Genomic DNA, 24,679 nt, shown 5'->3' with positions numbered 1-24,679 from the left:
TCGAGGCGTCCGAGGTCGAGACGCCCGCCCCCGTCGCCGAGCCGACCGCGGAGCCGTCGCCCGACGCGCCCGAGGCCGACGCTGACGCGCCGTCGGCCGACGGCGAGCAGGCCTGACGGCCGCATCCGTCGCCGGCCGGCGCGGCCGGCGGTTGGTCCCGTCGGATCGCGATCTCGGTCAGGCACCGGTGGTCGTCCGGCAGGACGACGTCGTCGGGACGTCATTCCGTCATCTCGCCGCCCCGCGGGCGTGAGACGACGATCAGCGGGGGCCGCGGCGGCCCGACCCGCCTACCACTCCTCGGGCGGCGGGATCGTGCGCGAGTCGAGCCCGTCGTCGGCGGTGCCGGCGCGAACGGCGACCGCGTCGACGACCTCCTCCTCGGCCTCCTCGAGCTCCTCGTCGTGGTCCCCGTCGCAGAGGACGCGGAAGTTGCCGGAGGTGCCCGCATCGCAGTGGATCGTGATGCCGGGGAGGATCGTCTCGCCCTCGTCGAGGCCGAGGCGGTCCATGTCGAACGCCGCGAGCCCGATCCCGTACGCGTTGTGCGACGGGTTCTCGCGATCGTGGGCGTTGATCGCCATCTGGAACGCCTGCAGGTTCTTCGCGATCTTCGACGTGTCCGACATGGGCTTCACCACAGGCTAGATCATCGCTCCGGCCGGCTGCAGCGAAATCGCGGCGCCGGCGTTCGAGGCGGCCGGCGGCGCGCATCGAGCGCGACGCGCGCACGGCCGGTACCCTCGACCCCTCCCGGGGCGCGTAGCTCAGTTGGCCAGAGCATCCGGTTTACACCCGGAAGGTCGCCCGTTCGAGCCGGGCCGCGCCCACTCCGCCCGCGACGGTCAGCCGGCCGGCAGTCGGCTGACCGCCTTGCCCGCCAGCGTCTTCAGCGTCGTCGGCTCGTCGCCGCCGCAGAGGACGCACTTGACGTCGACCCGCACGTCGCCCTTGCGGACCCGGATGTCGTGCCAGTCGGAGCGGTAGAACGCCTCGTCGCCGAGCCCGTCGACGTTGATCCCGCCCATCTTGGTGAAGTTCGGGTGGACCTGGCCGACGTAGACGGCGAGCACGCCGAAGTCGCAGCCCCGGCCGACGTCGTTGCTGACGGACCCGTGGACGCCCGCCTTGCCGCCCGCCGCCGTCACGTCGGCGTCCTTCAGCAGCGAGCAGGGGTCGACCTTCGCGGACGGGTCCTCGCTCGTCGTCGCGGTCTCGGTCGTGGTCGCGGTCGTCGCCGGCGGCGTGGTCGCCGTCGTAGCGGTCTCGGTCGTCGTGGTGGCGGTGGTGCTCGGCGTCGACGTGGACGCCGTGGCGGCATCGGTGGTCGAGGAGTCCGAGGACCCGCAACCCCCGAGGGCGAGAACGCCCGCGCAGGCAACGACCAGCGGCAGGCCGCGAAGGCTCTTCGTGCTCAGCATCGCACGCAGCCTAGAGCCCGAGCGCGACCGAACCGTGGCCCGGGCGTGACGTCGGCTACGGTCAGCGGCCACGTGGCGCACCGCGACCCCGCCCCTCGCAGCGACCGGCGTCCGACCGCCGCGTCCAGGCCCCACCTGCGGCTCGGAGGCCTGCTGCTCGGGCTGCTGGCGCTGGGCCTGGTGTTCGCGCTCGGCGGCGTCCTCGGCACGGGCACCATCCGCGGCTGGATCGACCCGCTCGGCGTCGCGGCGCCGATCGCCTACGTCGTGCTGGCGGCCGTGCTCGGCGCCGCGCTGGTGCCGGGAGCCGTGCTCGCCACGGTCGCGGGCCTGCTCTTCGGCCCGGTCGGCGGGGCCCTGCTGGCGCTGGCGTCGGCCGTCGCCTCGGCGGTGCTCGCGCGCGGGTTCTCGGCTCGCGTCGGCGGCGACGCGCTCGAGGACGTCTCGGGCGAGCGGCTGCGGCAGCTGACCGCCTTCGCCCGCCGCAACGGCCTGCTGGCGGTGATCGTCCAGCGGCTGCTGCCGGCGATCCCCGACGGGCCGCTGTCCCACGCCTTCGGCCTGGCGCGCATCCGCACGCGCGACCTGGCGCTCGGCACGGCGATCGCCGGCGGACCGCGGGCGCTCTCCTACGCGCTGCTGGGCTCGAGCGCCGACGACCTGACCGGCCGCGACGCGATCGCCGGCGTGCTGCTCAACGTGACGACCGGGATCGCCGGGCTGACGCTCGCCTGGTGGGTGCTGCGGCGCGAGCGACGGCGCGCGACCGCGGCCGCGTTCGAGGGCGCCCTGCCCGGCGACGCCGATCCCGGACCGCGCTGAGCATCACCGCGCCGCGCGCGGACGCCACCGGGCATCAGCGAGGTCCAGCGGGCCGATCGGCCGGGGGCGCGTGGTAGGCCCGGGGGGTGCGGTCGAGATCCCCCATCGTCGACCGCACCCCCTGGACCTGGTCCCATCCAGCGCGCCTCGCACTGGTCCGTGCGTCCACCGAGATGGACGCTCATCGACTGAGACGCTCGCCGGAGCGGATCCCGACGCAAATTGCAGAAACAACTAAAAGTTGGCGCGTTGGCACTCTTCGGAGATTCGGACGCACCAGCGCTCGACGGCGAGTTGCAGGTGTGTAACCATGCGCCCCTGAGACGCGCCGTCCGTGGTCCCCCACGCGACCGCGTGCCCGTCCTGGACCAGGAGCGAGGAACCCTTCGTGAGCGCAACCGAGAACACCGCCGACGTGATCGTCGTCGGCGGCGGACTGTCGGGCCTGGTCGCGGCCTGCGAGCTGACCGACGCCGGCCGACGGGTGCTGCTCGTCGACCAGGAGGCCGAGCAATCGCTCGGCGGCCAGGCGTTCTGGTCGCTCGGCGGCCTGTTCCTGGTCGACTCGCCGGAGCAGCGGCGGATGCGGATCAAGGACAGCTTCGAGCTGGCGTGGCAGGACTGGCAGGGCACGGCCGGGTTCGATCGCGACGAGGACCACTGGCCGCGCAAGTGGGCGGAGGCCTACGTCCGCTGGGCCGCCGGCGAGAAGCACTCATGGCTGGTCGAGCAGGGGATCAAGGTGATGCCGCAGGTCGGCTGGGCCGAGCGCGGCGACGGCACCGCCGAGGGCCACGGCAACTCGGTCCCGCGCTTCCACCTGACCTGGGGCGTCGGCCCGGCGGTCGTGCGGCCGTTCGTGGCCAAGATCCAGGCGGCCGCCGCTCGCGGGCTGGTCGACCTCCGTTTCCGCCACCGCGTCGACGAGCTGGTCACCAGCGACGGCGCCGTGACCGGCGTCCGCGGCGCGATCCTGGAGCCGACCTCGCTCGAGCGCGGCAAGCCGACGTCGCGGGTCGAGGTCGGGGCCTTCGAGCTCTCCGCGCAGGCCGTGATCGTGACCTCCGGGGGGATCGGGGCGAACCTCGACCTGGTGCGCGAGAGCTGGCCGCAGCGGCTGGGCACGGCGCCGCGGCACATGGTCCAGGGCGTCCCCGACTACGTCGACGGGCGGATGATCGCGATCACCGAGGCGGCCGGCGGCGGCGTGGTCAACCGCGATCGGATGTGGCACTACGTCGAGGGCATCCACAACTGGGACCCGATCTGGACCGACCACGGGATCCGGATCATCCCGGGGCCCTCGTCGCTGTGGCTCGACGCGACCGGCAAGCGGCTGCCGCCACCGAACTTCCCGGGCTTCGACACGCTCGGGACGCTCGGCCACATCATGCGCAGCGGCCACGAGCACAGCTGGTTCGTGCTGACGCGGAAGATCGTCGAGAAGGAGTTCGCGCTGTCGGGCTCCGAGCAGAACCCGGACGTTGCCAGCCAGAGCATCCGCGAGGTCGTCAAGAGCCGCCTGGCCAAGGGCGCTCCCGGTCCGGTGCAGGCGTTCGTCGACCGCGGCGTCGACTTCGTCACGGCGACCGACCTCGACGCGCTCGTGCGGGGGATGAACGCCAAGACCGAGACGCCGCTGATCGACCGCGCCGCGCTCGAGCGCACGATCGTCGCCCGCGATCGCGAGGTCGCGAACACCTACACCAAGGACCTCCAGATCGCGGCGATCCGCAACGCCCGCACGTACCTGGCCGACAAGATCACCCGCGTCGTCGCGCCGCACGAGCTCCTCGACCCGGCGAACGGACCACTGATCGCCGTCAAGCTCAACATCCTCACCCGCAAGACCCTCGGCGGCCTGCACACCGACCTCGATTCGCGGGTGCTCGCGGCAGGCGGCGACCCGGCCGGCGCGCAGCCGGTGCCGGGGCTCTACGCCGCCGGCGAGGTCGCCGGCTTCGGGGGCGGCGGCCTCCACGGCTACCGGGCGCTGGAGGGGACCTTCCTCGGCGGCTGCCTGTTCAGCGGCCGGGCGGCCGGGCGCGCCGCGGCGAGGGCCGTGGCCTGAACCCCTCGGCGCCGGGGCCCTCCCCCGGCGCCGATCCGCTCAGAGCTCGATCCGGGAGCCCATCGAGACGGTCCGCTCGGTCGGCAGGTGGAAGTAGTCGACCGGGCTGGCGGCGTTGCGCGCGAGGGCGACGAACAGCAGCTTGCGCCAGCGCCGCATCCCCCGCCCCCGCCCCGGCACGATCGTGATCTGGGACAGGAAGTAGGAGGCGTGGTAGGGGTTGAAGTCGACCTCGAGCCCCGGCGGGGTGCTGCGGGCGAGCGCCAGCGCCCGCGGGACGTCGGGGGTGTCCTGGAACCCGAACCGCATCGTCAGGTGGCTGATGCCGTCGTAGTCGTAGCCGAGCTCGTCGACGACCAGCCGCTCGCGATCGGGCACGTGCGGCGTGGTCGTGGTCTCGATCGAGATGATCACGACCACGTCGTGGACCGCGCGGATGTGGTCGACCGTCGCCCGCAGCGCCAGCGGCGTCGTCTCGCGGCTGGCGTTCAGGTAGACCGCGACCCCGGGCAGCCGCGGCAGCGGCGGGCGCTTGGCGTTGAGCCGGTCGACGAACGGCTGCAGCGGGCCCTCGGCCCGGACGCGGGCCTCGGTCACCTGCTGGCGGCCCTTGTCCCAGGTGGCAAGGACGACGAAGACGAGCGCCCCGATCGTCAGCGGGAACCAGCCACCGTGAGCGATCTTCGTCGTGTTGGCGGCGAGGAACAGCAGGTCGACGCTCAGGAACACCACGACGCCGACGCCGACCATCCAGCGCGGCTTGCGCCAGAGCGTGCGCACGATCACCAGGAAGAGCAGCGAGTCGATCGCCAGCGTGCCGGTGACGGCGATCCCGTAGGCGGTCGCCAGCTTGGCCGAGGAGCCGAAGCCGATCACCAGCGCGACGACGGCGGCGAACAGGCCCCAGTTGACGACCGGGACGTAGACCTGGCCGATCTCCCGCGCGGAGGTGTGGCGGATCGACAGCCGCGGCAGGAAGCCGAGCTGGACCGCCTGGCGGGTGACCGAGAACGCTCCCGAGATCACCGCCTGCGACGCGATCAGGGTCGCCATCGTCGCCAGCACGACCATCGGGACCCGGCCCCAGTCGGGGATCAGCAGGTAGAACGGGTTGTCGATCGCGCTCGGCGTCTGGAGGATCAGCGACCCCTGGCCCAGGTAGTTGAGCGCCAGCGCGGGGAAGACGACCGCGAACCAGGCGCGCCGGATCGGCGGACGGCCGAAGTGGCCCATGTCGGCGTAGAGCGCCTCGGCGCCGGTCACCGTCAGCACGACCGAGCCGAGCGAGATGAACGCGATTCCGGGGTGGGCGGTGAAGAACTCGACCGCGTAGTGCGGCGACAGCGCGCGCAGGATCGACGGGCTCTCCGCGATCTGGGCGGCGCCGCTGAGCGCCAGGACCGCGAACCAGAGCACCATCACCGGGCCGAAGAGCCGGCCGATGACGTGGGTCCCGTGGCGCTGGATCGCGAACAGGCCGGTCAGGACGACCAGCGTGAAGGGCAGGACGACCGATTCGAGGCTCGGCGCCGCGACCTCGATCCCCTCGACCGCCGAGAGCACCGAGATCGCCGGCGTGATCATGCCGTCGCCGTAGAACAGCGAGACGCCGAAGAGTCCGGCGGCGACGAGCGCCAGCTGCACCCACCGCCGCTGGATGCCGGCTCGGCGGATCAGGGCGACCAGCGCCATGATCCCGCCCTCGCCGTCGTTGTCGGCCCGCATGATGAACGTGACGAACTTGATCGACACGATCAGCGTCACCGACCAGACGACCAGCGACAGGACCCCGTAGACGTCGGCCTCGTTCGGCTTGATCGCGTGGTCGTCGGCGGCGAAGACCGTCTGCAGCGCGTAGAGCGGGCTGGTGCCGATGTCGCCGAAGACGACGCCGAGGGCCCCGAGCGTGAGCGCCGCCATCCCCGCGGTGCCGGCCGCCGAGTGGCCTGGTCGGTGACCGGGTCCTGGTCCTCGTGGAGCGGCCGCTGCCGCGGGTGGGTTCGCCATGCCAGCGGGGAAGCCTACGCGGGCCGCTGGGCGCGATCGCGCCAGCTTGGCGCGATCGCCCCCGAACGACGACGGGCGGCCCGTAGGCCGCCCGTCAGCGAGTCGGATCGGACTCGTCGCTCAGGCGCGACGAGGGCGAGTCAGATCAGTACCGGTAGTGGTCGGGCTTGTACGGGCCCTCGACCGGCACGCCGATGTAGTCGGCCTGCTCCTGCGAGAGGACCGTCAGCTTGACGCCGAGGGCGTCGAGGTGCAGACGGGCGACCTTCTCGTCGAGGTGCTTCGGGAGGATGTACACCTGCTTGTCGGCGTACTTCTCCGGCTCGGTGAACATCGAGATCTGGGCGATCGTCTGGTTCGTGAACGAGTTCGACATCACGAACGACGGGTGGCCGGTCGCGTTGCCGAGGTTCAGCAGGCGGCCCTCGGAGAGGACGATGATCGAGTGGCCGTCGGGGAAGACCCACTCGTGGACCTGCGGCTTGACCTCGACCTTCTGGATCCCCGGGATCGACGCCAGGCCGGCGATGTCGATCTCGTTGTCGAAGTGGCCGATGTTGCCGACGATCGCCTTGTTCTTCAGGGCGGCGAGGTGGTCCTTGGTGATGATGTCCTTGTTGCCGGTCGTCGTGATGACGATGTCGGCGAACGAGATGACGTCCTCGAGGGTCTTGACCTCGTAGCCCTCCATCGCGGCCTGGAGCGCGTTGATCGGGTCGATCTCGGTGACGATCACGCGAGCGCCCTGGCCGCGCAGCGAGGCGGCCGAGCCCTTGCCGACGTCGCCGTAGCCGCAGATCACGGCGGTCTTGCCGGCGATCATGACGTCGGTGCCGCGGTTGATGCCGTCGATCAGCGAGTGACGGCAGCCGTAGAGGTTGTCGAACTTCGACTTGGTGACCGAGTCGTTGACGTTGATCGCCGGGAAGAGCAGCTTGCCCTCCTTGGCCAGCTCGTACAGGCGGTGCACGCCCGTCGTCGTCTCCTCGGTGACGCCCTTGATCTCGGACGCGATCTTGGTGTAGCGATCCGGGTGCGCGGCGACCGACTCGGTCAGCAGCGTCAGGAAGATCTGGAACTCCTCCGACTCACCGGTCGAGGGATCCGGCACGGCGCCGGCCAGCTCGAACTCGCGACCCTTGTGGATCAGCATGGTGGCGTCGCCACCGTCGTCGAGGATCATGTTCGCCGGAGCGTCGTCGGCCCAGCCGGCCACGACCTGCTCCGTGCACCACCAGTACTCCTCCAGCGTCTCGCCCTTCCAGGCGAAGACCGGGACGCCCTGCGGGCTGTCCGGCGTGCCGTTGGGGCCCACGGCGACGGCCGCGGCGGCCTGGTCGTCGGTCGAGAAGATGTTGCAGCTGCACCAGCGGACCTCGGCGCCGAGCGCGGTCAGCGTCTCGATCAGCACGGCGGTCTGGGTCGTCATGTGCAGCGAGCCGATGATCCGCGCGCCCTTGAGCGGCTGCGCGTCGGCGAACTCGGCGCGGGTCTGCATCAGGCCCGGCATCTCGTGCTCGGCGAGCTCGATCTGCTTGCGGCCGGCGGCAGCCAGCGACAGATCCCGGACCTTGAAGTCGTTCTGCTGGAGGACGGTGCTCATGGAGTCTCCGTAAGGGTCGTGTCGCGACGTGCGGCCTCCGCCAGCAGTCGCTCGTGCTTGTCCTGCTCCCACTCCAGCCAATCGTCGGCCGGAACATGCTCAGGACGCGCGGGCTCAGCCTCGAGCCACCCCTCGACCACCGTCCGCAGCGCGTCGTCGCGCTGCATCCGGCGGGCGAACCCGACGTCTCCGAGGCCCAGGTCGAAGCGATCCAGCAGCTCGCGCAGGGTGCGCAGCCGCTGCAGCTCTCCGGGCCCGTACAAGCGGTAGCCACCCGAGGAGCGCGGCGGCTCAACGAGCCCGAGCTCCTCGATGTAGCGCAGCATCCTCGGGGTCCAACCCGAGGTCTCCGCGGCCTCGTTGATCGTCAGGGCGTCCATGTGGGACGGCGGAACCTTACCACGGCTCTGTCAAGGTTTGGGAGGCACGTCGGCAGCGCTCCGCGCTCGTCTCCATGGGCGAGCCGGGCCGGAGGCAGGTGACCGGTCTCCCAGGCCCGAGGCGCACGGGCCTCTACCGTTGAGGGGAGTGCCCCGCCGCTCCCCCACCCGCCGCGACGACCCGCTGCCGGTCGCGATCGTCGCGCTGGCGATCTGCACGTTCGCCTTCGGGACCGCGGAGTTCGCGATCATGGGCGTCCTGCCCGAGGTCGCCGCCGGCTTCGACGTCTCGATCCCGACCGCCGGGCACCTGATGTCGGCCTACGCGATCGGGGTCGTGATCGGGGCGCCGCTGCTGACCGCCGCCGGCACGCGCCTGCCCCGCCGGACGCTGCTGGTGGCGCTGATGGGCGTCTTCACCGCCGGCTCGATCCTCTCCGCCAGCGCGCCCTCCTACGGCGTGATGCTGCTCGGCCGGGTGCTGACCGCGCTGCCGCACGGCGCCGTGATGGGGATCGGCGTCGTCGTCGCGTCGGCGCTGGCTCCGCCGCACCGGCGGTCGGCCGCGATCGCCGGCGTCTTCCTGGGGCTGACGCTGGCCAACGTCGCCGGCGCGCCGCTGTCGACGGCGCTCGGCCAGGCGCTCGGCTGGCGCTCGACCTTCTGGCTGCTGGTCGTGATCGGGCTCGCCAGCATGGTCGCGATCGCCGCGCTGGTCCCGTCGGCCCCGCGGCCGGCCCACGCCTCGCTCCGGGGCGAGCTGCGGACGCTCGCCCGCCCCCGCGTCGTGCTGCTGCTGGCGACCGCGGTGGTCGGCTTCGCCGGCGTCTTCGCGTCCTACGGCTACGTGGCGCCGCAGGTGACCGACGCCGCCGGGCTGCCGGAGAGCGCCGTGATCTGGGTGATGGCCGTCTTCGGGATCGGCATGACGACCGGCAACCTGCTCGCCGCGCGGCTGCTGCACACGACGTTCGCCGCCCGGCGACCGCGCTGGATGATCAGCATCGCGCTCGCCGTGCTGGCGCTGACGCTGCTGGCGCTCGGGTTCGCGTCCCGGACCGGCCCGACGCTGTTCCTCGGCATGTTCGTGCTCGGCAACGTCGTCTTCGTGTCGGTCCCGATCATCCAGACGCGGGTGATCGACCTGACCCACGACGCGCCGACGCTCAGCTCCGCCAGCGTCCATGCCGCCTTCAACGCCGCCAACGCCCTCGGGCCGCTGGCCTCGGGGCTGGCGATCGACGGCGGTTGGGGGTACGACGCCACCAACTGGGTCGGCGCCGGGCTGGCCGGCGCCGGGATCGTGCTGTGGAGCGTCGGGCTGGTGGTGCTGCGACGCCGCGGCCACCTGGCCGAGGCCGCCACCTGAGCGGCGGACCCAAGCGGCGGCCCGCTCGGGCTCAGGCCCGCGACGGCACCGCCGCCCCGAGCAGCCGCTCGCGGTAGAACGCCAGCACGTCGTCGAGCGCCTGCCGGGTCGGATGGCCGGGCCGGTCCTTCAGGTCCTCGGTGACGACCGAGTGCGCGATCGGCAGGTTGCCGTGGGGGTTGCCGAGCGAGGAGTCGATCTCGACCGCGATGAAGGCGTCGCCGAGCTCCTCTCGCAGCCGCGTGAAGCGGGCGCCCGGGGAGAGGACGTCGCCGCTGAAGCGCATCCCGATCACGCAGGCCCCGTCGGCCGCCCGCTGCTTGACGCGCGCCAGGGTCGCGTCGTCGATGCCGAGGTCGCGCTTGCGGGCGCGGCCGATCGGGAGCGGCAGCGACGGCTGGCTGAGGACCGGGGCCAGGACCCAGTCGTCGGCCATCATCGCCAGCCCGAAGCCGCCGGTCAGGCACATCCCGATCACGCCGATCCCGGGGCCGCCGCAGCGCTCGTGCTCGTGGCGGCCGAGCGCCCGCAGCCAGTCGGTCACCGGCGACTGCCTGCGCAGCCCCATCAGGTTGAACTCGCGCGAGACGCAGACGTGGGCGAAGGTCCGGCCGAGGTTCAGCGGGTTGCGGGCCCCGCCCTCGGGGGTGCCGAAGAGGTGCGGCAGGACCGCCGTCAGGCCGAGGTCGACGACCCGGTCGGCGAACGCGATCACCGCCGGCGTGATCCCCGGCACCTCGGCGATCACGATCACGGCCGGGCCCTCGCCGCGGCGGTAGACGTCGTGCGTCACCCCCGCGTCGGTGAACTGCTCCTTGAGGTAGCGCTCCAGGGCCATCGGGTCCTCCGGTCGGTCGACGACGCCGATGCTAGCGGCTCCGGAGCCCGCTTCCTACTCGCGCGTAGCCTCGGCCGCGATCCGCCCTGCCATCCGCCATGATGCGCGGATGGACGAGCCCCTGCGCGACCCCGACCTCGACGCTCCCGAGCGGACGACCTTCCGCGCCCTGATCGACGGCGAGGAGATCGGCGGCGGCACGCTGACGCTGCGCGCCGAGGACGACCGCACCTTCGTGCAGGAGATCGAGGGCCAGGCGTTCGGCCGTCTCAGCGGCAGCGCCGTCGTCCGCTTCCGCCGCAGGGGCGGCGACCTGATCGCCGAGTCGCAGGCGCTCGACATCAAGGACAAGGACCGCCACGTCCTGACCGAGGAGGCGTCGTTCCGCGACGTCCAGGTGCCGCAGATCGGCGGCGACATCGCCGGCTACCCGCGGCCGATGGTGCCGGCCCCGGCGCTGGCGCTCGCGTTCCGCACGCTGCCGCTGAAGGAGAAGGCGAAGTTCGTCCCGCGCCTCTGGCTGGCGGCCGTCGTCCACTGGCCGCTCGACGTGCGGGTCGAGAAGAAGGAGCGGATCGAGGTCCCGGCCGGACGCTTCGAGGCCTTCCGGATCCGGCTGCGCCCGAGCCTGGTCGACGTCGCCCAGGCGCTCGACGAGCTGTCCGCCACCGTCGTGCCGCCGGTGATCGCCCACGTCGCGGTCGAGCCGGCGGGCCGGCTGCTGCGGCTGTCGTTCCCGACCGGCCCGGCCCGCACCGACCCGACCGGGCTGCTCGAGGCGACCGAGCTGCGCTGACCGGGCCGGCTACGCCCAGGCCCGGCCGTAGGCCGCCTGGGCGTCGCTCAGGCGGTCGATCCCGATCCCGAGGCTGGCCAGCTTCAGCCGCGCCATCTCGGCGTCCATCTCGTGCGGGACCCGGTGGACGCCGGGCGCGAACCGCCCGGGCTCGCGGACCAGCGCCTCGACGGCGAGCGCCTGGTTGGTGAAGGAGAGGTCCATCACCGACGCCGGGTAGCCCTCGGCCGCGGCCAGGTTGACGACGCGACCGCCGGCCAGCAGGTGCAGGCGGTTGCCGCCGACGACGTAGCGCTCGACCAGCGGACGGACCTCGACCGCCGGGCCCTCGGCCGCGGCCGCCAGGTCGCCGAGCGAGATCTCGACGTCGAAGTGGCCGGCGTTGGCCAGGATCGCCCCGTCGCGCATCCGCTCGAAGTGCTCGCGGGTGAGGACGTCGCGGTTGCCGGTGACGGTCACGAAGACGTCGCCGCGCTCGGCGGCCTCGAGCGCCGGAGCGACCTCGAACCCCTCGAGCTTCGCCTCCAGCGCCTTGATCGGATCGACCTCGCAGACGATCACCGCGGCGCCCATGCCGCGGGCCCGGGCGGCGACGCCGCGTCCGCAGGAGCCGTAGCCGATCACGACCAGCCGGCGGCCCGCGAGCAGCACGTTGGTCGCCCGCAGGATCCCGTCGAGCGCCGACTGGCCGGTGCCGTGGCGGTTCTCGACGACGCGGTGGGTGTCGGCCTCGTGGACCGCCAGCACCGGCACCGTCAGCTCGCCCCGGGCCGCCATCGCCCGCAGCCGCAGCGCGCCGGCGGAGGTCTCCTCGGTGCCGCCGATCAGCTCGGGCGCTCGCGGCGGACGCGCCCCCGGGTCGGGACCGTCGCCGTCGCCGTCGACCGGTGCCCCGCCTTGCGGCTGATGCAGCAGCGCCAGCAGGTCGCCGCCGTCGTCCATCGTCAGGTGCGGCCCCGCCCCGCCGGCGGCCGCGACCGTCGCCTGGTGGGCGGTGTAGGTGGCGCGGTCGACCCGACGCCGCGCGTGGACGGCGATCCCGTCGGCGACGACCAGCGCCGCGGCCACCTCGTCCTGGGTCGACAGCGGATTGGCGGCGCAGAGCCAGATCGCCGCCCCGCCGGCGCGCAGCGTCCGGACGAGGTTGCCGGTCTCGGCGGTCACGTGCAGGCAGGCCGCGACCCGCAGCCCCTCCAGCGGCCGCTCCCGCGCGAAGCGGGCGCGAACCTGGGCGAGGACCGGCATCTGGGCATCGGCCCAGTCGATCCGCGCCTCGCCCGCGACGGCGAGCGACAGATCGGCCACGTCGTGCGGCGGCCGGACGGTCCGACTGCGGGAACCGGCGGGCTTGGGGGGCGAAGCCATCGCGTCAAGGCTAGATGAGGCAGTTGACAGAGGATTCCTCTGTCTGTCACGATCGCCCCGCCATGCCCGCTCCCGCCCGTGAGAAGCTGCTCGACGCGGCCCTCCGCCTGCTGGCCCGTGACGGCGCCCACGGACCGAGCCTCGACGCGATCCGGCTCGAGGCCGGGGTCAGCGTCGGCGCGCTCTACCACCACTTCCCCGAGCGCTCATCACTGGTCGCGGCCGTCCGCCTGCGCCTGCTCGAGGAGTACCAGCGACGCCTGCTGGCCCTGCTCGCGGAGTCCGACACGGCCGAGCAGGGGATCCGCGGCGGCGTCCACGTGCACCTCACCTGGTGCCGGGAGCACCCCGACGGCGCGCGCTTCCTCGTCGACGGCGGCGGCGCCCCGGCCGACGACCCCCTGCGCCGCGCCAACCGCGCGTTCTTCGCCGACGTCCAGCGGTGGTGGCGCCCGCACGTCGCCGCCGGCGCCCTGCCGCAGCTGCCGCTCGACCTCGCCTGGGCCACCTGGCTGGGCCCGACCACCGAGCTGGTGCGCCTGCGCCTGGCCGAGCGCCCGGCCCCGCAGCCGCCGCGGATCGAGGACGACGTCCGCGAGCAACTGGCGACCGCCGCCTGGGCCGGCCTGCGCGCGCTGGCCGCCCCAGTCCCCACGGATCCCGAACCCCGAACAGGAGCGTCCCGATGACCGACAGCCCCACCCCCGCCAGCCACCGCGGCACCGCCGGCTACCTGCGCTACCCCGGCCTGCTCGCTCGCGGCCAGGCGTCCTCGGCGGTCGAGGTCCGCCGGGACGGCAAGCGCGTCGACCTGGTGATCGGCGACGGCACCCGCCTCAACACCCTCGTGCCCGAGATCGTCGTCCCGCTGCGCGAGGCGCTGGAGCGCTACGGCCGCGACCCCGAGGTCCGCGTGATCGTGCTGTGCGGCGGCGGCGCCGCGTTCTCGGCCGGCGGCGACCTGGCGATGATGGAGAGCGCCGTCCGTCAGCTCGGCGATCCCGACGACCGCGACGGCACCGCCAGCATCTGGCGCTGGATCCGCCGCGAGTTCGGCGGCGTCGTCCGCGCGATCGCGCGCAGCGAGGCACCGGTGATCGCCGCCGTCGACGGGCCGGCGGCCGGCGTCGGGCTGGCCTTCGCGCTCGCCTGCGACCTGATCGTGGCCAGCGACCGGGCGCTGCTCGTGCCCGCGTTCGGCCGGATCGGCCTGGTGCCCGAGGTCGGGACCTCGTGGGCGCTGACGCGCGCGCTGGGCCGGGCCGGGGCGTTCGCCCGCTACCTGACCGGCGAGCCGATCGCGGCCGCCGAGGCGCTCGACCTGGGCCTGGTCCAGGAGGTCGTGCCGGCGGCCGAGCTGGGCGCCGCCGCCGACCGCTGGGCCGGCCTGGTCCAGGCGCAGCCGGAGCAGGCGCTGCAGCTGACGAAGGTGCTGCTACGGCAGGCCGCCGACAGCAGCTGGGAGCACGCGCTCGTCGCCGAGGAGTTCGCCGAGCCCCAGTGCTTCGTGAGCGGTGACTTCGCGGACGCGATCCGGACCTTTCCGGCCGCGCTGAAGGACGTCGAGCGCTACGCCGCCGGCTGACGTCGCCTGACCGGTCGGCGGTCGCGCCGTGACCGCCGACCGGCCCTCTGGTACCGTCGAAGGCGGCCCCTCCGGGCCGCTTCATGCGCACCTCCAGCTAGACAGCCGCCACGAGCTCGCCGACCGCCCGCCGGTCGCCGCGGCTGTCCGTCCGTCGCCCACGTGGCCGACGGGGAGGAGCGATCGCCCCCGCGCGTCGCCGGTGCGGCCGGTGGCGATCGACGGCGCCGTCACCGCCCGCCGCGTGGTCGCGCTCAGCTTCGACGCCGACATGACGCCGCGGATGCTCGGCGAGCTGCGCGCCGGTCGCGTGCGGAGCTGGTACGCCGCGCCGCTGATCCACGAGCTGGAGCGGACCGCCACCCCCGCGACGCTCTTCCTGACCGGGCTCTGGGCGCGGACCTATCCGCAGGTCACGCGACGCCTGGCCGCCCAGCCGCGGTTCGAGATCGGCAGCCACACCTGGGACCACCTGGCCTGGACGAGCAGCTGCTACGGGCTGCCGGCGGTGAGCACCGACGCCGCCAAGCGCCGGGAGCTGCGCCGGACCGCCACGGTCCTGCGGCGGCTGACGGGCCGGTCCCCGGTGCTCTTCCGCTTCCCTGGGCTCTGCCACCGCGCCGGCGACCTGCGACTGGTCGCCGCGCACCGCCAGCAGGCGATCGACGGGACCGCCTCGGGCGACGCGCTCCAGGACGATCCGTCGGTGATCGTGCGGACGGTCCTGGCCGACCTGGCGCCCGGCCGGATCTTCGTGATGCACATGATGGGCGGGCCGAACGCCCCGGCCACCGCGGCGGCGGTGCGGCAGCTGATCCCTGCGATCCGCGCCCGCGGCTACCGGCTGGCGACGGTCGGCGCGCTCCTGCGCCACCGCGTCCGAGACGCCCCGTCCGAGCAGGCCGGCGGCGCCTGACCGCGGGCCGCGGGCCGCGATACTGCCGTCATGGACCTGGGGATCGAGGGCAAGGTCGCGATCGTCGGTGGCGCGTCCGCCGGGATCGGGCGCGCGATCGCGGCGGCGCTGATCGCCGAGGGCGCGCGGGTGGTGGTCAGCTCACGCGATCCGCAGCGGACCGCGACCGCCGCCGGCGAGCTGGGCGCGGCCGGCGCCGTCGCCTGGGACACCGGCGACGTCGCCGGAGCCGACGTCCTGGTCGACCGCGTCGAGGCCGAGCACGGGCCGATCGAGATCGCGGTCGTCAACACCGGCGGCCCGCCGCCGAACGCCGACCCGCTGGCCTTCGACGACGAGCAGTGGGAGGACGCCCACCGCCACCTGGTCCGCTCGCCGATGGCGCTGCTGCGGCGGGTGCTGCCGGGGATGCGCGAGCGCGGCTGGGGCCGGGTCGTCAACGTCGTCTCGAGCTCGGTCCGGGAGCCGATCCCGGCGCTGATGCTCTCCAACGCCGAGCGCTCGGCGGCGCTGGCCGCGTTCAAGACCGTGGCCCGCGAGGTCGCCCGCGACGGCGTCACCCTCAACAGCCTGCTGACCGGCCAGATCGCGACCCGCCGGATCGCCGCCGCCTGGGGTGGCTCGCTCGAGCGGGCAGAGGAGGCCGCCCGCACGGCGGTCCCCGCGGGACGGCTGGGCCGGCCCGAGGAGATGGCCGCGGTCGCGACGTTCCTCTGCTCGCAGCAGGCCGCGTACGTGACGGGGACCGCGATCCCGGTCGACGGCGGGCTGCTGCGCGGCGTCTGGTGAGGGCAACCCGTCTGACAGGCGCCCCCGACGGGCATAGGGTGCGCACATGGTCCGTGACCCTCGATCGCTGCTCTCCGGCGCGACCCAGCTGGCGGGCCGCGCGAACGACGAGGCGCACTTCGCGCTGACGCTGCTGCGCGCCGGCCTGCTCGGGCCGGTCGCGCCGCACAAGGCGGTCGGCGCGCTGCGGGCGCTCGAGCGATGGGGCATGCTCGGCGCCGCGATCCGGGTCGCCGCGGCCCGCCACGGCGACCGGGTCGGCGTGATCGACGACCGCGGCAGCGTCACCTACGCCGAGCTGGACCGGCGCAGCAACGCGCTCGCCAACGCCTGGCTGGCCCACGGCCTGCTCCCCGGCGACGGGGTCGCGATCCTCTGCCGCAACCACCGCTGGTTCCTGCTGGCGACGTTCGCCTGCGCCAAGGCCGGCGCCCGCGCGATCTTCCTCAACACCGACTTCGCCGGACCCCAGATCCGCGAGGTGTCCGAGCGCGAGGGCACGCGGATGCTCGTCCACGACGACGAGTACGGCGAGTTCCTGGCCGGGGTCGAGCCGCCGCTCGGCCGCTGGCGGGCGTGGGCCGAGGGCGGCGACGCGGCGGCCCCGGATCCCGACACGCTCGACCACCTGATCGAGACCGGCTCCGACCGCGAGCCGCCGCGACCGGAGCGCAAGTCGTCGTTCGTGATCCTGACCAGCGGCACGACCGGGACGCCGAAGGGCGCGCCGCGCGACCAGCCCAACTCGCTGGCGCCGATCGGCGGGGTGCTGTCGAAGGTCCCGCTGCGCTCGGGCGAGGTCACCGCCGTCTGCGCGCCGCTCTTCCACGCCCTCGGGTTCCTGCACGGCATGATCGGCGTCGGCCTGGGCTCGACGCTGATCCTGCGCCGCAGGTTCGACCCCGACCAGGTGCTCGCCGACGTGGCTCGTCACCACACGACGGCGATGATCGTGGTGCCGATCATGCTGGCGCGGATCCTCGACGAGCGGGCGAAGCACCCGGACCGCGACGACCTCTCGTCGCTGCGGATCGTCTTCGTGTCGGGCTCGGCGCTCGGCGCCGAGCTGGCCAAGCGGACGCTGAAGGACCTCGGCCCGGTCGTCTACAACCTCTACGGCTCGACCGAGGTCGCCTACGCGACGATCGCCACGCCGGAGGATCTCGTCTGCGACCCGGCGACCGTCGGCCGCGTCCCGCGCGGCGCCGTCGTCAAGGTGATCGACGACGCCGGCGACGAGGTCCCGACCGGCACCGTCGGCCGGGTCTTCGTCGGCAACTCGATCGCCTTCGAGGGCTACACGGGCGGCGGCCACAAGGAGGTCGTCGCCGGCCTGATGTCGTCCGGCGACGTCGGGCACTTCGACGAACGCGGCCTGCTGTTCATCGACGGCCGCGACGACGACATGATCGTCTCGGGCGGGGAGAACGTCTTCCCGGCCGAGGTCGAGGACCTGATCAGCGGCCTCGACGGGGTCAAGGAGGCCGCGGTGGTCGGCGTCGAGGACGCGAAGTTCGGCCAGCGGCTGCGCGCCTTCGTCGTCCCCCACGAGCCCGGCGGGATCTCCGAGGACGAGGTCAAGCAGCACGTCCGCGACAACCTCGCCCGCTACAAGTCCCCGCGCGACGTGATCTTCGTCGACGCGCTGCCCCGCAACCCGACCGGCAAGGTCCTCAAGCGCAAGCTGGCCGAACACGACGGCCAGCAGCAGGACGTCTGACCGCCGCCGCGAACCCCTCACCCTCGAACCCTCGGCAGGAGAACCACATGGCCCCGCGCCTTCCCCGGCTTCCCAAGGTCGTCTCGCGACCGATCGGCACCGTCACCCGACTGGCGAACACCCCGATGGGCAACGCCGGCAGCTACCGGCCCGTCTACGGCACCCACCTGCTGGATCGGGTCATCAACGGTCCCCGGTCGCTGGAGGGCGCGGTCGCCGGGAAGGTCATCCTGATCACCGGCGCCTCGTCGGGGATCGGCCTGGCGACCGCCGAGCGGATCGGATCCGCCGGCGGCACCGTGGTGCTGGTGGCCCGCGGCAAGGAGAAGCTGGACGAGGCGAAGGCCTCGGTCGAGGCCCGCGGCGGGACGGCGCACGTGCACCCGACCGACCTCAGCGACCTCGAGGCGATCGACCGGCTGGCCGACGACGTGATCGCCGCCTACGGGCAGGTCGACGTGCTGATCAACAACGCCGGCCGCTCGATCCGCCGCTCGGTCGCGCTCTCCTACGACCGCTTCCACGACTTCGAGCGGACGATGCAGCTGAACTACTTCGCGCCGCTGCGGCTGATCCTGAAGCTGCTCCCGGGCATGCGCGAGCGCCGGAGCGGCCACGTGATCAACGTCAGCTCGATCGGGGTCCAGACGAAGGTCCCGCGGTTCGGCGCCTACATCGCCTCGAAGGCGGCGCTGGACACGCTCTCCGACGCGATCCAGGCCGAGGCGCACGACGACAACATCCGCTTCACGACCGTCCACATGCCGCTGGTCCGGACGCCGATGATCGCCCCGACGACGCTCTACGACAAGTTCCCGACGCTGACGCCGGAGCAGGCCAGCGACGTGCTGGCCAACGCGATCACCTACCGCCCGCGGCGACTCGGTTCGCCGATCGGCCAGGTCGCCGCGTTCGCCGACGCCCTCAACCCGCAGGTGATGGACGCGGTGCGCAACCGCGGGTACCACATGTTCCCCGACTCGAAGGCGGCGAAGGGCACGCCGGACACGAAGCACAGCGACGCCGAGATCGGCCGCGCCGGCGAGACGTTCGCCCGGATGACGCGCGGCGTCCACTGGTAGGCGCCGCGGAGCGGGGCGCGCTTCCCGGCGCGCCGCTGCTGCGCGGCCCGCGGACGGCCGCGCCGCGACTCAGACGCCGCGCACGTTGCGCAGGTTCGCCTTCGCCAGGTCGAGCATCTTGCCGACCCCGCCGCCCAGCACCGTCTTGCCGGCGGCGGTCGCGAAGCCGCGGATCTGCTGCGCGGAGACGCGCGGTGGCATCGAGAGCGCGTTCGGGTCGGTGACCACGTCGACCAGCACCGGGCCGGGGGCGGCCAGCGCCCGCGCCAGGCCGTCGCGCAGCTCCTCGGGGCGCTCGATCCGGACGCCCTCGATCCCGACGCCGCGGGCGATCGTGGCGTAGTCGACCGGGTCGTGATCGGTCCCGAAGTCGGGCAGGCCCTCGACCAGCATCTCGAGCTTGACCATCCCCAGCGTCGAGTTGTTGAAGACGACGATCTTGACCGGCAGCCGGTGGCGGCGGACGGTCAGCAGCTCGCCGAGCAGCATCGCCAGGCCGCCGTCCCCGGACATCGAGATCACCTGCCGGCCCGGCTGGGCGAACTGGGCGCCGATCGCGTGCGGCAGCGCGTTGGCCATCGTCCCGTGGAGGAACGAGCCCATCACCCGCCGGCGGCCGTTGGGCGTCAGGTAGCGGGCCGCCCAGACGTTGTTCATCCCGGTGTCGACGGTGAAGATCGCGTCCTCGGCGGCGATCTCGTCGAGCACGTCCGCCACGTACTCGGGGTGGATCGGGGTCCGCTGGCGGACGTCGCCGGTGTAGGCCTCGACGACGTTGCGCAGCGCCCGCTCGTGACGGCGCAGCATCTCGTCGAGGAAGCCCCGGTCGGCCTTGGCGTGCAGCTGCGGCCGCAGCGCGCGGAGGGTCGCGCCGACGTCGCCGTGGACGGCGACCCGCAGCGGCGTGCGGCGGCCGAGGCGGGCCAGGTCGTGGTCGACCTGGGCCGTGTCGCGCCCCGGCAGGAAGCCGTCGTAGGGAAAGTCGGTGCCGAGCAGCAGCACCAGCTCGGCCTCGTGCATCGCGTCGTAGCAGGCGCCGTAGCCGAGCAGGCCGCTCATCCCGACGTCGAACGGGTTGTCGAACTGGATCGCCTCCTTGCCGCGGAGGGTGTGGCCGATCGGGGCCTTGATCGCGTCGGCCAGCTCGAGCAGCTCCTCGCGGGCGTCGCGGGCGCCGGTGCCGGCGAAGATCGCCACCGTCCGCGCCTCGTTGATGGCGTCGGCCAGGGCCCGGACCTGAGCCGGCGGCGGCTCGGCGACGGCGCGCTCGACGACGAAGCCGCCGTCGCCGGTCGGATGAACGGCGTCGAGGTCGGCGACGTCGCCCGGCACCACCAGCACGGCCACGCCGCCGTCGCCGAGCGCCCGCTGGATCGCGATCCGCTGGATCCGCGGCATCTGCTCGGCCCGGCCGACCGTCTCGCAGAAGACGCTGCAGTCGACGAACAGCCGCTCGGGATGGGTCTCCTGGAAGAACCCGGTGCCGATCTGGTCGGAGGGGATGTGCGACGCCAGCGCCAGCACCGGGGCACCGGAGCGCTGGGCGTCGTAGAGGCCCTGGATCAGGTGCGTGTTGCCGGGACCGCAGCTGCCGGCGCAGACTGCCAGCCGACCGGTCACCTGCGCCTCGGCGGCGGCGGCGAAGGCCGCGGCCTCCTCGTTGTGGACGTGGATCCAGTCGATCCCGTCGGTCCGGCGGATCGCGTCGACGACCGGGTTGAGGCTGTCGCCGACCACGCCGTAGACGCGCTCGACGCCGGCCTGGCGCAGGACCTGGACGAACTGCTCGGCGACGTTCATCGGGACGGGGCCTCCGGGGGGTGGGGAGCACGGCGGGCCGCGCGCGGCCCGCCGCTCACGCTACCCGGCCGTCGGGCGGGGCCCGGCCGGGCGGGCGGTCGCCGCCGGTGGACGGTCGACGGCGCCGATCTCTAGGGTGCCGCGGGTGGGTGGTCGTCGATCGGGGTCGGGAAGGGAACGGGCGCGCCGCGCGGTCGCCGTCGGGCTGCTGGCGTCGGTCGTGGCGGGCAGCGGCGGGGCGATCGCCCGCGCCGACCCGCCGCCCGAGCCGCTGACGCCGGCCCCGCCGCCCCTGGCCACGATCGCGACCGTCGGCGCCTGGGGCTGGTTCGCCGACCCGCGCGCGATCGACTACCGCGGGCTGCCGGTCTTCGGCTGGGTCGACGACGACGGCTCGGTGATGGTCGGGGACGCCGGCGGCCGGCGGTTCGCGCTCCAGGTGCGGCTGGAGCGCAACGACCACGACAGCCCCGCCTTCTACGTCCGCCGCGACGGGCGGCTGACCGCCTTCTGGTCGGGGCACCGCGGGGCCTCGCTGGAGCAGCGGACCACGATCGGCGACGACATCACCGCCTGGGGACCGGTCACGCAGGCCCCGGCCAACCCGCCCGGCGGGCGCCCGGGGTACACCTACCCGAACCCGATCCGGGTCGGGAGCCGCCTGTACCTGTTCTGGTCCGGATCCGGCTCGCACGCGACCTTCGCCGTCTCGCGGGACGACGGCGCGACCTGGGGCCCCGCGCGGCGGCTGTTCGACCCCGCCACGCCCTACGTCCGCTACGTCAAGTACCGCGCGGCCGGCGACGAGATCCACCTCGCGTGGACCCTCAAGCACCCGCGCCAGGGCCGCAGCGGCGTCTACCACGCGCTGATCCGCGACGGCGCCCTCTGGCGACAGGACGGGCGGCGCCTGGGGACGCTCGGGGCGCCGATCGCCTCGACCGCCGGCGACCGGGTCTTCCCCCCGCGAACCGACGGCGGCGCCTGGATCCACGACATCGCGATCGACCACGGTCGGCCGGTGCTCGTCTACGCGACCTTCCCCGCGATCCGCGACCACGTCTATCGCTGGGCGCGCTGGGACCCGTCGAGCCGTCGCTGGACCGAGGAGCCGATCACCGCCGCCGGGCCCGCCTTCACCGAGGACGTGCGCGAGCAGCGCTACTCGGGCGGGATCTCGCTCGACCCGGACGATCCGACCGTCGCCTACCTCTCGCGCACGATCGGCGGGATCCACGAGATCGACCGCTGGATGCGGACCCCGGACGGGTGGAGCAGCGCGCCGATCACGCGCCGATCGCCCGTGGCCAACGTGCGGCCGTTCCCCGTCGCCGGCGGGCTCGCCTGGATGCGCGGCCGCTACAGCGGCTACCAGACGTTCGGGACCAGCCTGGTGTGGCTGCCGCGAGGCGCGGCGACCCCGATCGGACGGCCGCCCGTGCCGCTCGGCATGCGGATCGACGGGCCCCGCCAGGCGCGTCCCGGCGACCGCCTGACCGTCGTCGCCACCGACGGCGTCAGCGGCCGGGTCGAGCTGCGGTTCGTGCCCGCCACGGCCGCTCGCGGCGGCCGGATCGTCGTCGCGGCGCGGCGGCCGCTGGTCCTCCGTGGGGATCGCGCCGTGGCAGCGGTGCCGCGGCTGCCCGCCGGCCGCTACCGCGTGTCGGCGTGGAGCCAGCAGCGGCGGTTGACCTGGCGCCCGCTGGACGTGCGGTAGCGGCTGCCAGCCGCCACGGCCCGCTCAGTGCAGCAGGCCGGTCCAGTCGCGCTCGTCGAACCGGTGGTCGGGATCGCCGGGCTCGTGGCGCGCGGTGCGGCCATAGGCCTCGACGAGCATCAGGGCATCGGATGCGTGGCAGGCCCAGTGGATGCCGTCCCGCTGCAGCTCGGCCGCCCGCTCGGGGCCGCCCAGCGCCTGCGGCCCCTCCAGCCACCGGAGCAGCTGGCGCTCCTCGCCCGTCCACAACTCGTCGAGCGTCCGCAGGACGCGCGACGCGAAGGCGACCTGGCGATCGATCGCCTCGACGTGCCCGCGCGAGGTGGCGAGCATGCTCAGCTCGCGCCCCTCGCTCGGCAGGTCGGCGACCGTGACCGCCTGGTCCTCGACCCCGTGGCGGGCGTCGTCCATCGCGGCGTCGCAGGCGGAGCAGACGCCGCGGGTGATCTCGACGTTCTCGCTGACCAGGAGCCGCCCGTCGCCGACCGCCACCGAGGCCGGGCAGAGGCTGACGCCGACGATCCGCCGCTGGCGGATCGCCGCGGGGGCCGCGGTGGCGATCGTGAGGTTCGCGTCGCTGAGGCGGCCGGCGACGGCCGCGACCGCCGACGAGACGACGGCGTAGTCGATGACCGACGGCGCATGGCGGTCATCGCGCAGGTCCTCGACCTCGAGGCCGAGGCGGATCCTCGCCCTGCGGTTGATCGTGGCGAGCCGGCGGATCGCGGCCACGCAGTCGCCGATCGTCTCGCGCGCGGTGCCGGCGAGGCGACGCAGCTCCTCCAGCTCCGCGGACAGCTCCCACCAGGCGCGGGCGCCGGCCCCGTCGCCCTCGGCGTGGGCCGCCAGGTCGGGGGCGAGGGCGGCGAAGCGGGTGGCGTAGGTCCGGACGTCGATCAGCGGCTCGATCAGCGTCGGCAAGTCCGCTTCGAGCCACTCCCACGTTCGCGCACCGGCCACACGCTGGGCGGCGGCGAACGTGGGAGCGAGGATCAGATCCGTCGAAGGCTGCCCGCTGAGCGCCCGCACGCTGGCCTCGAGCGCGACGACGGACGCGAAGACGTCGTCGAAGCGCTGACGGTCGGGTGCGGACAGGGCTGGTTCGGCGGTCTCACGGCGCTCCGGGCGCTCTCGCTTGGGTCGAAGGGCGCTTCGGCGCACGCGTGCTGGTTCTCCGGACGGGGGATCGTCGTGTCGCGGACGACGCGGGTGGGCTGCGTCGCTGCGACGCAGCGAACGTAGCCCGGGCCATACCCGGAACTCAAGCGCCAGAGGGGCGATCGGACGCATCGGCGCCCCTCCGCTGGCCATGTAACAGCGGATGTTGGACAGACGCGACGTAACAGGCCGGCCTAGCCTCTCCCGCGAGTCGGTCAGAGTCGTCTACTGTCTCAGAACACCATCGTTTCTTACTCTACGTAGGAGGAGCTCATGATGTCCCGTACCCCTCGTGGCCGCCGTTCAGCACGACGAGCGCTGCTCGCGACCCTGGTCGTCGGCACCGCCTGTCTAGCCCCCGCCGCCGTCGCGAGCGCCGACGAGACCTTCACCCTCGACGGCCAGGCCTCGACCCAGGCCGCGATCCTGGCCGCCGGAGCGATCTGCGGCGCCGGGCCGAACGACGCCGGGGTCAACGAGTGCTTCAGCACCGAGGAGGCCATGGCGACCGCCCAGGCCGCCGCGGTGCGAGCCGGCGAGCTGCCCGCGGGCTGGGGCGTGATCCCGGCGACCCCGGCGGAGCGCGAGGCGCTGGCGCAGTCGTTCGAGGACGAGGGCGCAGGTGGATCGAGCGCGGCCCGCGCCAGCCTCCTGCTCGGCAGCTGCGGCTGGGTGAACACCCACATCTACACCGACGCCAACCAGCTCGGCACCCACGGGACCCAGGGGGCGACCGGGACCAACGTCTGGCTCAACTACTCCTCGACCTACAACAACAAGGTCTCGTCGTTCGCGACCTCGAACGACGACACCTGGGACACGCGCTGGCACGACCTCGCCGACGGCGGCGGCGCCTACTACGGTCCGATCGGGTCCTGCGTCACGAACAACAACCTCTCCGGCACGAACATGAACGACGGCGCGAGCGCCAACGACCGCTTCAGCTCGTTCGCCGGCTGGTAGGCGGTGCGGCGGCCAGCGGCGCACGCTCTCCTCCTGGGGGCCGCGGCCGCCGTCCTGCTCGGCGGGTGCGGAGGCGACCGACGCGAGCCGAACGGACCGCGTCGGCCCGCCGCCGCCCCGGCGGGCGTCTGGTCCCCGCTGCCGCGTCTTCCGGAGGCCGGCTCGGTCGACCTCGACGGGGCGGCGGTCGCGACGGCCGCCGGCGCGCTCCACGTCGCCGTCGTCGCCCGGCGCGGCGGGCGTCGCGACAGCCGCGTGCTCGTCTTCCGCTGGGCAA

The 24,679-nt window shown here is 73.7% G+C and carries 21 protein-coding genes and 1 tRNA gene; 13 read left to right on the top strand and 9 right to left on the bottom strand.

Features of this window, described 5'->3' with window-relative positions:
* Positions 1-290 precede the first annotated feature (290 nt).
* Entirely contained in the window at positions 291-629 is a 339-nt protein-coding gene (locus tag PAI11_RS15990) for a hypothetical protein (protein ID WP_040600606.1), read from the bottom strand.
* 127 nt (positions 630-756) lie between these two features.
* On the opposite strand from PAI11_RS15990, the gene PAI11_RS15985 reads away from it, so the two are divergent.
* A tRNA-Val gene (locus PAI11_RS15985) sits at positions 757-830 on the top strand.
* 15 nt (positions 831-845) lie between these two features.
* Here the strand turns inward: PAI11_RS15985 and PAI11_RS27375 are convergent.
* Positions 846-1,421, bottom strand: coding sequence for a hypothetical protein (locus tag PAI11_RS27375; RefSeq protein ID WP_007576615.1), 576 nt, complete (start codon positions 1,419-1,421; stop codon positions 846-848).
* A gap of 72 nt (positions 1,422-1,493) precedes the next feature.
* On the opposite strand from PAI11_RS27375, the gene PAI11_RS24610 reads away from it, so the two are divergent.
* Both PAI11_RS24610 and PAI11_RS15970 read left to right on the top strand, forming a co-directional pair.
* Positions 1,494-2,243 (top strand): TVP38/TMEM64 family protein, encoded by a 750-nt coding sequence (locus tag PAI11_RS24610; RefSeq protein ID WP_007576614.1) that lies wholly within the window; start codon positions 1,494-1,496, stop codon positions 2,241-2,243.
* A 388-nt stretch (positions 2,244-2,631) separates the two neighbouring features.
* Complete coding sequence (locus PAI11_RS15970) at positions 2,632-4,314, top strand: FAD-binding dehydrogenase (RefSeq protein WP_007576613.1); 1,683 nt, start codon at positions 2,632-2,634, stop codon at positions 4,312-4,314.
* A gap of 39 nt (positions 4,315-4,353) precedes the next feature.
* Here the strand turns inward: PAI11_RS15970 and PAI11_RS15965 are convergent, their stop codons facing one another.
* The 3 genes from PAI11_RS15965 to PAI11_RS15955 all read right to left on the bottom strand — a co-directional run bounded on the left by PAI11_RS15965 (position 4,354) and on the right by PAI11_RS15955 (position 8,304).
* Complete coding sequence (locus PAI11_RS15965) at positions 4,354-6,321, bottom strand: potassium transporter Kup (protein ID WP_007576612.1); 1,968 nt, start codon at positions 6,319-6,321, stop codon at positions 4,354-4,356.
* A gap of 145 nt (positions 6,322-6,466) precedes the next feature.
* Positions 6,467-7,924 (bottom strand): adenosylhomocysteinase, encoded by a 1,458-nt coding sequence (ahcY, locus tag PAI11_RS15960; protein WP_007576611.1) that lies wholly within the window; start codon positions 7,922-7,924, stop codon positions 6,467-6,469.
* On the bottom strand, positions 7,921-8,304 hold the full coding sequence (locus tag PAI11_RS15955; RefSeq protein WP_007576610.1) for a MerR family transcriptional regulator: 384 nt from the start codon (positions 8,302-8,304) through the stop codon (positions 7,921-7,923). Before PAI11_RS15955 ends, ahcY begins: the two co-directional genes overlap by 4 nt.
* A gap of 148 nt (positions 8,305-8,452) precedes the next feature.
* On the opposite strand from PAI11_RS15955, the gene PAI11_RS15950 reads away from it, so the two are divergent.
* On the top strand, positions 8,453-9,673 hold the full coding sequence (locus PAI11_RS15950) for an MFS transporter (protein WP_007576609.1): 1,221 nt from the start codon (positions 8,453-8,455) through the stop codon (positions 9,671-9,673).
* Between the two features lie 31 nt (positions 9,674-9,704).
* On the opposite strand, the gene PAI11_RS15945 is transcribed toward PAI11_RS15950, so the two are convergent.
* The gene (locus tag PAI11_RS15945; RefSeq protein ID WP_007576608.1) at positions 9,705-10,511 is read right to left on the bottom strand and encodes a dienelactone hydrolase family protein; all 807 of its coding nucleotides are present in this window, start codon (positions 10,509-10,511) and stop codon (positions 9,705-9,707) included.
* Positions 10,512-10,620: 109 nt separating this feature from the next.
* Here PAI11_RS15945 and PAI11_RS24605 point away from each other — a divergent pair, with 109 nt between their 5' ends.
* Positions 10,621-11,307: a hypothetical protein gene (locus tag PAI11_RS24605; RefSeq protein WP_007576607.1), complete on the top strand. Its 687-nt coding sequence runs from the start codon at positions 10,621-10,623 to the stop codon at positions 11,305-11,307.
* Between the two features lie 9 nt (positions 11,308-11,316).
* Here the strand turns inward: PAI11_RS24605 and PAI11_RS15935 are convergent, their stop codons facing one another.
* Complete coding sequence (locus PAI11_RS15935; RefSeq protein WP_050897272.1) at positions 11,317-12,672, bottom strand: adenosylhomocysteinase; 1,356 nt, start codon at positions 12,670-12,672, stop codon at positions 11,317-11,319.
* A gap of 62 nt (positions 12,673-12,734) precedes the next feature.
* Between PAI11_RS15935 and PAI11_RS15930 the strand changes: the two genes are divergently transcribed.
* From PAI11_RS15930 to PAI11_RS15905, 6 genes are all read left to right on the top strand, one after another.
* Complete coding sequence (locus PAI11_RS15930; protein WP_007576604.1) at positions 12,735-13,361, top strand: TetR/AcrR family transcriptional regulator; 627 nt, start codon at positions 12,735-12,737, stop codon at positions 13,359-13,361.
* Positions 13,358-14,257: an enoyl-CoA hydratase/isomerase family protein gene (locus tag PAI11_RS15925; protein ID WP_007576601.1), complete on the top strand. Its 900-nt coding sequence runs from the start codon at positions 13,358-13,360 to the stop codon at positions 14,255-14,257. Before PAI11_RS15930 ends, PAI11_RS15925 begins: the two co-directional genes overlap by 4 nt.
* 211 nt (positions 14,258-14,468) lie before the next feature.
* Entirely contained in the window at positions 14,469-15,173 is a 705-nt protein-coding gene (locus PAI11_RS15920; RefSeq protein WP_007576599.1) for a polysaccharide deacetylase family protein, read from the top strand.
* A 30-nt stretch (positions 15,174-15,203) separates the two neighbouring features.
* Positions 15,204-15,962 carry an SDR family oxidoreductase gene (locus PAI11_RS15915; protein ID WP_007576597.1) on the top strand — a complete coding sequence of 253 codons (759 nt, stop codon included), beginning with the start codon at positions 15,204-15,206 and terminating at the stop codon, positions 15,960-15,962.
* Positions 15,963-16,008: 46 nt separating this feature from the next.
* Positions 16,009-17,682, top strand: coding sequence for an acyl-CoA synthetase (locus PAI11_RS15910; RefSeq protein ID WP_007576595.1), 1,674 nt, complete (start codon positions 16,009-16,011; stop codon positions 17,680-17,682).
* A 47-nt stretch (positions 17,683-17,729) separates the two neighbouring features.
* Positions 17,730-18,764 (top strand): SDR family NAD(P)-dependent oxidoreductase, encoded by a 1,035-nt coding sequence (locus PAI11_RS15905; protein ID WP_007576593.1) that lies wholly within the window; start codon positions 17,730-17,732, stop codon positions 18,762-18,764.
* Between the two features lie 69 nt (positions 18,765-18,833).
* Here the strand turns inward: PAI11_RS15905 and PAI11_RS15900 are convergent, their stop codons facing one another.
* Positions 18,834-20,564: a pyruvate dehydrogenase gene (locus PAI11_RS15900; protein ID WP_007576591.1), complete on the bottom strand. Its 1,731-nt coding sequence runs from the start codon at positions 20,562-20,564 to the stop codon at positions 18,834-18,836.
* A 145-nt stretch (positions 20,565-20,709) separates the two neighbouring features.
* Here PAI11_RS15900 and PAI11_RS15895 point away from each other — a divergent pair, with 145 nt between their 5' ends.
* Positions 20,710-22,281, top strand: coding sequence for a BNR-4 repeat-containing protein (locus PAI11_RS15895; RefSeq protein WP_007576589.1), 1,572 nt, complete (start codon positions 20,710-20,712; stop codon positions 22,279-22,281).
* Between the two features lie 24 nt (positions 22,282-22,305).
* On the opposite strand, the gene PAI11_RS15890 is transcribed toward PAI11_RS15895, so the two are convergent.
* Entirely contained in the window at positions 22,306-23,202 is an 897-nt protein-coding gene (locus PAI11_RS15890; RefSeq protein WP_007576587.1) for a hypothetical protein, read from the bottom strand.
* 510 nt (positions 23,203-23,712) lie between these two features.
* Between PAI11_RS15890 and PAI11_RS15885 the strand changes: the two genes are divergently transcribed.
* Positions 23,713-24,402: a hypothetical protein gene (locus tag PAI11_RS15885; RefSeq protein ID WP_007576585.1), complete on the top strand. Its 690-nt coding sequence runs from the start codon at positions 23,713-23,715 to the stop codon at positions 24,400-24,402.
* Positions 24,403-24,679: the final 277 nt, after the last annotated feature.

The organism is Patulibacter medicamentivorans (assembly GCF_000240225.1).
In the GTDB taxonomy this organism is placed as follows: Bacteria; Actinomycetota; Thermoleophilia; order Solirubrobacterales; family Solirubrobacteraceae; genus Patulibacter; species Patulibacter medicamentivorans.
Note: the sequence above shows the minus strand (reverse complement) of the source record. Positions and strands in the feature narration are given on the sequence as shown.